A 7,661-nucleotide genomic window follows, 5' to 3' on the forward strand; every position below is an offset into this window, starting at 1 on the left:
ATTACCCCTTTAATGAAGTTGAGATTCCGTACCATATTACATTGGCTTTCTCGCATTGCTCCATCGTCATTTGAAAGACTTTCCCGCAATCGTCTCTCCACCTGCGTTGAAATGCTTCCATTGGGACAATGCCTTTTGTGATGTCTGTGCCAATCAGAACTAATCTTCTACCTGGAATTTCATGTTCCCAATTCGACCATTTCTCTAAAAATCCTTTCCAAATAACCATTGGGTCTTGATCCAACACAAGGATTGCTCGAACGATTTCCTCCAAGCCTTCAATGACCGTAATATTTTGGAAGAAGTCAGTCTGCTGTATTTTTTCAAGAATATCTTTATCATCATATGCTGATAGCCAAGTATGACGGGTAGTTTCTATTTCGTATGATTCTGAGGTCCACTTTCTTTTACCATTGAACGCTCCACCGGTGACAAAATGCATCTTTTCCCCTCCATAAAGTCCTGAATTGTCGTTTGTATGGTGTATCCAGACCCGTGAGACAGTGGAATGTCCCAAAATGATCGTTGCTCGCTGTCGAGTTGCGACAAAATATATCGAAGTGAACCACCATGGGCAATTATAACCGTGTCCTTATTTTTTCCATGGATGATTCTATTACGAATCTGGTCCCAACCTTTTTCAACTCGTTGTTGAAATTGTAGAAATGACTCTCCATTAGGGGTATTCATCCGCTCATAGCCCTCTAACCATTTTTGATAGTGGTCATCCTCTTGTAAATCTTCGTGAGTTAACCACTCCCAATCTCCGAAATGCATTTCTCGCAAGTCTGGAATCGTCATGACGGGTTGTAAAGGAAACAATATAGATGCGGTTTCAATACATCTTTTCAAATCACTTGTAAAAATAGAAGCAGGATTCATATGTAAATACCTACTTAATTCTTTTCTGCCTTGTTCACTTAACTCTTCATCCGTCCATCCGAGATAGGCTTTTTTCAGATTGGACTTTGTCAAACCATGGCGAATGAATGTAATAGCCACAGTATCATCCATAAAAATGTTTCGCCTCCCTCGATGCTCGCTCCTAACGTGTCACCTGTCAGTCCATTAAACTCTCGTTTGATAAAGGAATTCGCACATAAGTAGAATAGAAAAATAGCGATTAATCCATAAACAATAGTTTGGACCATGTACACTCCAATCCAGACGAAACCGCCACCTAATACCACCATACTATATAGTACGAGCACCCAAACATGCTTTCCTTTGATAGACTGAGAAAACAATGCTGCCAGTCCTTCTTGTTTTGCTAACCCTGGACCATTAATGAGTAATAGTAACATCATGGATCTAGATAAAAACGGGATGATTGCAATGAAAAAATAGGAATGTAAGCTCATTAAAGAAATCGTTTCATAGATAAATAGAAATCGAGCGGCCAACATAACAATTAAAGATAAAACCGCAAACGTCCCAACATGGGGATCCTTCATGATTTCTAATCTTCTAGCTTTGTCACGAAAGGAAAAATAGGCGTCACTACAGTCCGCCCATCCATCTAAATGAATACCACCTGTTATGAATATAAAATATATAAATACCATAAAGGCAATGGCCAAAACGGAAAAGGGGCTCCACTCTTGTAAAAAATAAATCGATGTAGAAGCAATGATTCCAATCAGTAGTCCCACAAATGGCAAGAATAGCAAGCTAGTTTTCAAGCGTTCTTTTTCCATAGAAATATTCTTGTTAATGGGTACACTCGTGAAAAATTGAAGGCATAGGATAAATCCATCCGAGATTACTTTCATTCCATCGACTCTCCTAATACCAGCTTCCTAATATAATTCATATCGAGATTCTCGCTAACATGTGTAGCAAGTTCCTTATACTTTTCCATTCTATAATTGGCTAAAGGAACAACTGCTTTAGGTGATAACCCTTTTTTTATACGAATTCGGTTCAGCCACTCATTCCGAAAAACATCATTATGGAAAATATGATGAAAATACGTTCCAATGATCGAACCGTTATTCAAGCTTATTCCTTCAGTTCCACTGGCTTGAAGGATTAAAGGAGTTACATTTTCAGGTACTTGTGTAACTCCCACATGGATTTCATACCCTTCGACTGGGATTGGCGCAAATCCTGAATCAGGGTGTAACGTACCAGTAGAACGAATTGTTTTTTTCTTAACATGAAATTCTGTTGTGATGGGTAAATGCCCTAATCCTTTAATAGAGTATGTAGGCTTTCCCGTATCAAGTCCACTGACATCCACCAATGCTTCACCTAACATTTGATAACCATCACAAATGCCGACGATTGTTCCACCTGAAGATGCATACTCACTAATCATTCGATCCAAACCTATCCCTTGAAGATGCTGTAAGTCTTGGATTGTGCTTCTCGTTCCTGGTAGGATGATTGCATCTGGATTTCCAAACTCTGCAGGAGAGCTTATCCATCGAATACGGACATCATCTTCCTCTAAAAAAGGCTCCATATCGGTGTAGTTTGAAACATATGGCAGTCGAACGATTCCTATCTCAAGTGGCTTCGAATCATTCTGTTGAAAGACGGTTTGAAGAGATAGGGAATCTTCGCTTTCAATGCCATGGTTTTGTAAGTATGGCAGGACCCCTACTACTTTTACACCAGTTTGTTCTTCAATCCATTGGATTCCATCCTCAAACAGAGAAATGTCTCCACGAAATTTGTTGATGATAATCCCCTTTACTCTTTTTCGTTCATCTTCTGAAAGTAATTGAAGTGTTCCTACTATGCTAGCAAACACGCCACCTCGGTCAATGTCAGCAATTAAAATGACAGGCACATCTGCCAGCTCAGCCACCTTCATATTGACGAGTTCCTTGGATTTCAAATTGATTTCTACGGGGCTTCCCGCACCTTCCATTATGACTATGTCAAAATGTTGATTGAGATAGGCTAAGCTTTTTTCAATTGCTTCTAACCCTTTTTCATAATAATTGTCACGGTATTCCCTTCCATCCGCATGGTCGACACTTTCACCAAAAAAGATGATATCGGATTGCTGGTCACTTTTCGGTTTTAAGAGAATGGGATTCATGAACACGGTGGCTTCAACTCCTGCTGCTTCAGCTTGGACACCCTGAGCTCTTCCTATCTCCTTCCCATCCATTGTCACATAGGAGTTATTGGACATGTTTTGAGATTTAAATGGTGCCGTTTTATAACCCCATTCCTGAAAAATCCTACATAATGCAGTCGTAATCAAGCTTTTGCCGACATCGGAAGAAGTTCCCTGCAACATTACACCCTTCATTTAAGGACCATTCCTTTCATTAAAATGGGTAGCCCTTGCTCGATTAAATAGGCTTGATCAGATAATCCTACAATCTCTTGATGCAGCTTCCCCATAACCTTTACATACTGAAAAACAGGACCTTCATCGATAAGAGGCTCATAAGATACCTCGTTTGACACAACTATTACTTTGGAACAATGCTGTTTTAAACTCGTTATCCCATAAAGGATATGATCCATTTTTTCCTTTTGAAAACTCTTCTTCATCCAATCATCACTACCGTCAAACACTTCACCGAATAATTCATTGTTCAACCATGTTGTCATACAGTCTAGGAGCACATACGATTTTCCAGGGATGTGATCAGTTAACTCGTGGATGTCTCTCGATTTTTCCCATGTTATCCATTGATAACCAGAATGTTCTCTATCCTGTTGATGTTTATTGATTCTTGATGCCATTTCGCCGTCCGTATTGATGGATGTTGCAATATAATGGGGGTTATCACCATTTGGTAGACTACTTGTTAATAAATTTTCAGCGTATGTGCTTTTGCCGCTCCGGACTCCTCCAGATATGAAAATTAACATTGTGCCCTCCACTTCTGTAAAACAGAAAGTAATTCATCGTTCTCTTGCTCCGTTTTGATAGCAAGTCTAATATATTCCCCCTTTAAACTAGTAAAATTATACGTATGACGTGGAACAATCCCATGCTTTAGTAGAAAATGGATTAGGTCTTGAAGATCCTGTTTCTGATTTTCTCTTAGCAAGTAAAAATTGACGCAGCTTTTCGATGTGATAAAACGAAGATCCTCTATTGTTTGGGATACCCTCTTCCATTCCTTTGCAATGAATCTTTTGGTATTCAGTACATGGTGTCCATCCTGTAAAAAGTGGATTCCAAGATTCTGAGCTATACTGTTTACACTCCAAGTAACCTGGTGCTCATTAATTTTCCCAATTAATTTCTCATCACCGAGCAGATAGCCTAAACGAACCCCAGCCATGCTGTACATTTTGGTCATCGACCGTAAAATGAGCAAGTTAGGGAAATCCATTATAAATTGAGACATAGATGCTGTATGTATGGAAAAATCAAAGAAAGCTTCATCGATTATAAAAAGCACTCCTTCTTTTTTTGCTTCTTTCGCCAATGAATATAACAAATCTCTATTGTATGCTACTCCCGTTGGATTATTTGGATTACATAAAAACAAGGCAGCCTTTCCTTTCAATCGAAGGACGAGTTCATCCCTGTTGATATTCCAGCCATCATCTTCTCTTAAAACATAAGAGTGAACTTGGCAACTATGTAGTAAACTTACTTTTTTATATTCGGAGAAGGTTGGTTCCACGACGAGAACGTCCTTTTCTCTGAGTAGCGATTGTATGATAAGATGTATGAGTTCTGCTGCTCCATTTCCTACTAAAACATTGGATACTGACAAGTTCTCTTGATTAGATATAATTCTCCTTAGCTCATAACATTCTGGATCTGGATAATCGATTATGTGCTTCTGGATCTCTCCCCATGAATGAGGGGATAAATTAGGAGGCCCAATAGGATTAAGATTCACACTAAAATCAATGATGTGTTCTGGTTGAGGTAATCCTAGAGACAGGAATAATCTAGAAGGATTGGATCCATGAGATGGTAAAGTCAATACAAATTCCCCCTAGCCATAGGAAAATAAAAAATGCCAAAACCGTACGATGCATGATGTCATTCATGTCTTTAATATGATTCTTTTCAAGTAATTTGATAGGAATCCCTATTTTGGGACGAATGGATGGTATTCCTTTATAACGGTTGATTCCCCCTACCTGAATTCCTAAGAGGGCTGCCGCAGCAGATTCCAACCACCCACTGTTAGGGCTTGGATGATTTCTAGAATCTCTTAAAAATAGCAAAATAGCATTTTTTTTTGCTAATTTCATAACTAGGCTCATTGACAATCATCATTAGCCAACCAGAAATTCTACTTGGAATCCAGTTCAGATAATCATCTAGCCTTGCTGAAGCCCAGCCAAACTTTTCGTATTTTGCGTTTCGATAGCCTACCATTGCATCACATGTATTAACAAGACGATAAACGATTGCAAATGGTGCCCCACCAATAAGTGTCCAAAACAAAGGGGCTGTGATGGCATCACTCGTATTTTCGGAAATGGTTTCAACAGTCCCTCTTACAATTTCAGACTCAGGAAGATTGTCTGTGTCTCGGCCGACTATCATCGATAGCTTGTAACGGGCCTGTTCTAAGTCACCACTAGATAACGGTATATATATTTCCATTGCAGCATCCCTAAGACTTCTTTGAGCAATGGTGGTAAAAATGAGCAATGACTCCACGGTAACTCCAAGGATTGGATGGATAGCATAAAAGCTTTTCACCAAGAACAGGGTTACTAAAAAGCAAAATAGGATGAGTGCGACTATCATCAAAATTCCGTTTCTTTTTTGATGTTTTCCTTGATTTAGTTGTTTATCGCAAAGAGAAATCAATTTACCCATTCCTACGACTGGATGTGGCATCCACCTTGGGTCACCGACAATCCAATCTAAAAGGAGAGCAATACTTATCGCTATACAATGTTCAATCATGAATGTTTCGCCTTTTTTTGTAGGATTGAATGGCTTTTCTTATACTTTGGTACACACCCGTTCCGATACTTTGACCTATCGGCGTAACGGATCCTCCATATGGAAAAAAGGTCCCCTTCTGTGATGCAGCCAAAAGGATACTGTCTGTAGAAGTGCCTGTTGCTGGTGTATTAGAAATTGGGTCTTTAATGCCTTCATCAAACAGAGCCTTCACTTTAGCTTCCGTAGCCGTCATCATTCCTTGAAGGAAGGCTTCTTCTGAAAGATTGCCTTCGACAAAGATCCAAATATTGATTGTGCCTGCAGTGACCGGATGAGTTTTCACCCTTGCGCTCACATCCACAGCATTTCCAGTTCCAGCCGTTACCACGATAAAAACTGAATGTTGTTCTTCATTCATTTCAATCACAGCAGCATCTTCTAATTGGACAGCTGTCATCATACCTATCGTTTCATTGAGGGAGTGACCTTCATTTACAATGAATTTTTCCATATCCAGTTTGGGTTCTTGACAGTTATAATCTTTCGGAACATGGAGATTAATGAATGTTCTGTTCCAACCAAACCCCCCGCCTACTAGGCTTGAAGATAATGTTTTGTAAGGTTCCCCTGACTGAATCAAGATCCTTTTATCTGTAATGTCTAAGCTCTCTTTCAAATCATATAGACCATTCGGTTCAGATTCGATTGAAGGTTGAACAGAAATTTGAGGCTTGGCAATTGTTGGATGCTGTTGCTTAATGACTTCGGTATTGTATACATCATTGATGCTAGATTGTTCTAATACATCAATAGGAGCACCCACCGAAACAACTCCATGTTTATCCATTAACAAGATGCGATCACAATAAAGACTAGCCAAATTAATATCATGAAAAATCGATAATACTGTCAAATCATTAGATAGAGTGTAAGACTTAAGGAAATCAAGCAAGCTTTTCTGATGGGAAATATCAAGGTGGTTAGTCGGTTCGTCTAATAGCAACAGTTGAGGTTCTTGTACAAGAGCTTGAGCTAAAAATACTCTCTGACGTTCCCCTCCGCTTAGTTCTCCTAATTGCTTATTTCTAAAGGAGACAGTGTCCGTTTGTTCCATGACTCTCTTGATGACTTCTTGGTCTTTTCCAGAAAGATGGTTAAATAAACCTTTTTGAAAAGGATATCTACCAATGGAAACAACTTCTTCTACTGTATAATCAAAATAGGTATGCATCGTTTGCGGAAGTACGGCTAGCTTCCTACCAAGCTCTTTTGCAGAAAAAGAGGTTAATGGCTTACCATCGAGTAGAACCGAACCTGCTGTTAACGGTAAAACACCACTTACTAATTTAGCTAGCGTTGACTTCCCGCTTCCATTAGGGCCAAGAATTCCAAAAAACTCCCCATGTTGAACGGAGAAGGATAGATTTTGAACGACGTCATGTTTGTGATACCCACCAGAAATATTTTGAGCTTGTAACAAATCTACCCTCTCCTTACCTTTTTTCTTCTAAGTAGGATGAAACCGAAAACTGGTGCCCCAATTAATGAAGTAATGATTCCAATTGGCAATTCTGTTGGTGAAATAATGGTTCTTGATATAAGATCAGCCAATATTAAATAGGCCGCTCCAATGATCGATGATATTGGCAATAAAAGCTGATGGTTCGTTCCCCAAATCATTCTTACCATGTGAGGAATGAGGAGTCCTACAAAACCAATTGTCCCTGATACTGAAACTGCAGCTCCAGTCAAAATCGATGCTGAAATTAAGATGAAGAATTTCCTATGCTTAACATTCACACCTAAATATTGTGCCTTTTCC

At 39.3% G+C, this 7,661-nt stretch carries 10 protein-coding genes; all 10 read right to left on the reverse strand.

Annotated elements, in window-relative coordinates:
• Window position 1 precedes the first annotated feature (1 nt).
• Complete coding sequence (locus tag DBX25_RS11670) at window positions 2-442, reverse strand: bifunctional adenosylcobinamide kinase/adenosylcobinamide-phosphate guanylyltransferase (protein ID WP_108670981.1); 441 nt, start codon at window positions 440-442, stop codon at window positions 2-4.
• Window positions 376-1,014, reverse strand: a complete 639-nt coding sequence (locus DBX25_RS11675) for a histidine phosphatase family protein (protein WP_108670982.1) — start codon at window positions 1,012-1,014, stop codon at window positions 376-378. The genes DBX25_RS11670 and DBX25_RS11675 overlap by 67 nt, the downstream gene beginning before the upstream one ends.
• Complete coding sequence (gene cobS, locus DBX25_RS11680; protein WP_108670983.1) at window positions 972-1,772, reverse strand: adenosylcobinamide-GDP ribazoletransferase; 801 nt, start codon at window positions 1,770-1,772, stop codon at window positions 972-974. The genes DBX25_RS11675 and cobS overlap by 43 nt, the downstream gene beginning before the upstream one ends.
• Window positions 1,769-3,268 carry a cobyric acid synthase gene (locus DBX25_RS11685; RefSeq protein ID WP_108670984.1) on the reverse strand — a complete coding sequence of 500 codons (1,500 nt, stop codon included), beginning with the start codon at window positions 3,266-3,268 and terminating at the stop codon, window positions 1,769-1,771. The genes cobS and DBX25_RS11685 overlap by 4 nt, the downstream gene beginning before the upstream one ends.
• Window positions 3,265-3,840, reverse strand: a complete 576-nt coding sequence (locus DBX25_RS11690; RefSeq protein ID WP_108670985.1) for a bifunctional adenosylcobinamide kinase/adenosylcobinamide-phosphate guanylyltransferase — start codon at window positions 3,838-3,840, stop codon at window positions 3,265-3,267. Before DBX25_RS11690 ends, DBX25_RS11685 begins: the two co-directional genes overlap by 4 nt.
• A complete protein-coding gene (cobD, locus tag DBX25_RS11695) occupies window positions 3,834-4,916 on the reverse strand; it encodes a threonine-phosphate decarboxylase CobD (protein WP_108670986.1) in 1,083 nt (360 codons plus the stop codon). The genes DBX25_RS11690 and cobD overlap by 7 nt, the downstream gene beginning before the upstream one ends.
• On the reverse strand, window positions 4,882-5,190 hold the full coding sequence (locus DBX25_RS21710; protein WP_338066680.1) for a cobalamin biosynthesis protein: 309 nt from the start codon (window positions 5,188-5,190) through the stop codon (window positions 4,882-4,884). The genes cobD and DBX25_RS21710 overlap by 35 nt, the downstream gene beginning before the upstream one ends.
• A complete protein-coding gene (cbiB, locus tag DBX25_RS11700; RefSeq protein ID WP_338066681.1) occupies window positions 5,141-5,857 on the reverse strand; it encodes an adenosylcobinamide-phosphate synthase CbiB in 717 nt (238 codons plus the stop codon). The genes DBX25_RS21710 and cbiB overlap by 50 nt, the downstream gene beginning before the upstream one ends.
• Window positions 5,850-7,319: an adenosylcobinamide amidohydrolase gene (locus DBX25_RS11705; protein ID WP_108670987.1), complete on the reverse strand. Its 1,470-nt coding sequence runs from the start codon at window positions 7,317-7,319 to the stop codon at window positions 5,850-5,852. Before DBX25_RS11705 ends, cbiB begins: the two co-directional genes overlap by 8 nt.
• Before the next feature lie 2 nt (window positions 7,320-7,321).
• Window positions 7,322-7,661: FecCD family ABC transporter permease (locus DBX25_RS21325; protein ID WP_240620265.1), on the reverse strand; the 340-nt coding region annotated here is incomplete at its 5' end.

The sequence above is a fragment of the Peribacillus acanthi genome (genome assembly GCF_003073175.1).
GTDB lineage: Bacteria > Bacillota > Bacilli > Bacillales > DSM-1321 > Bacillus_BN > Bacillus_BN acanthi.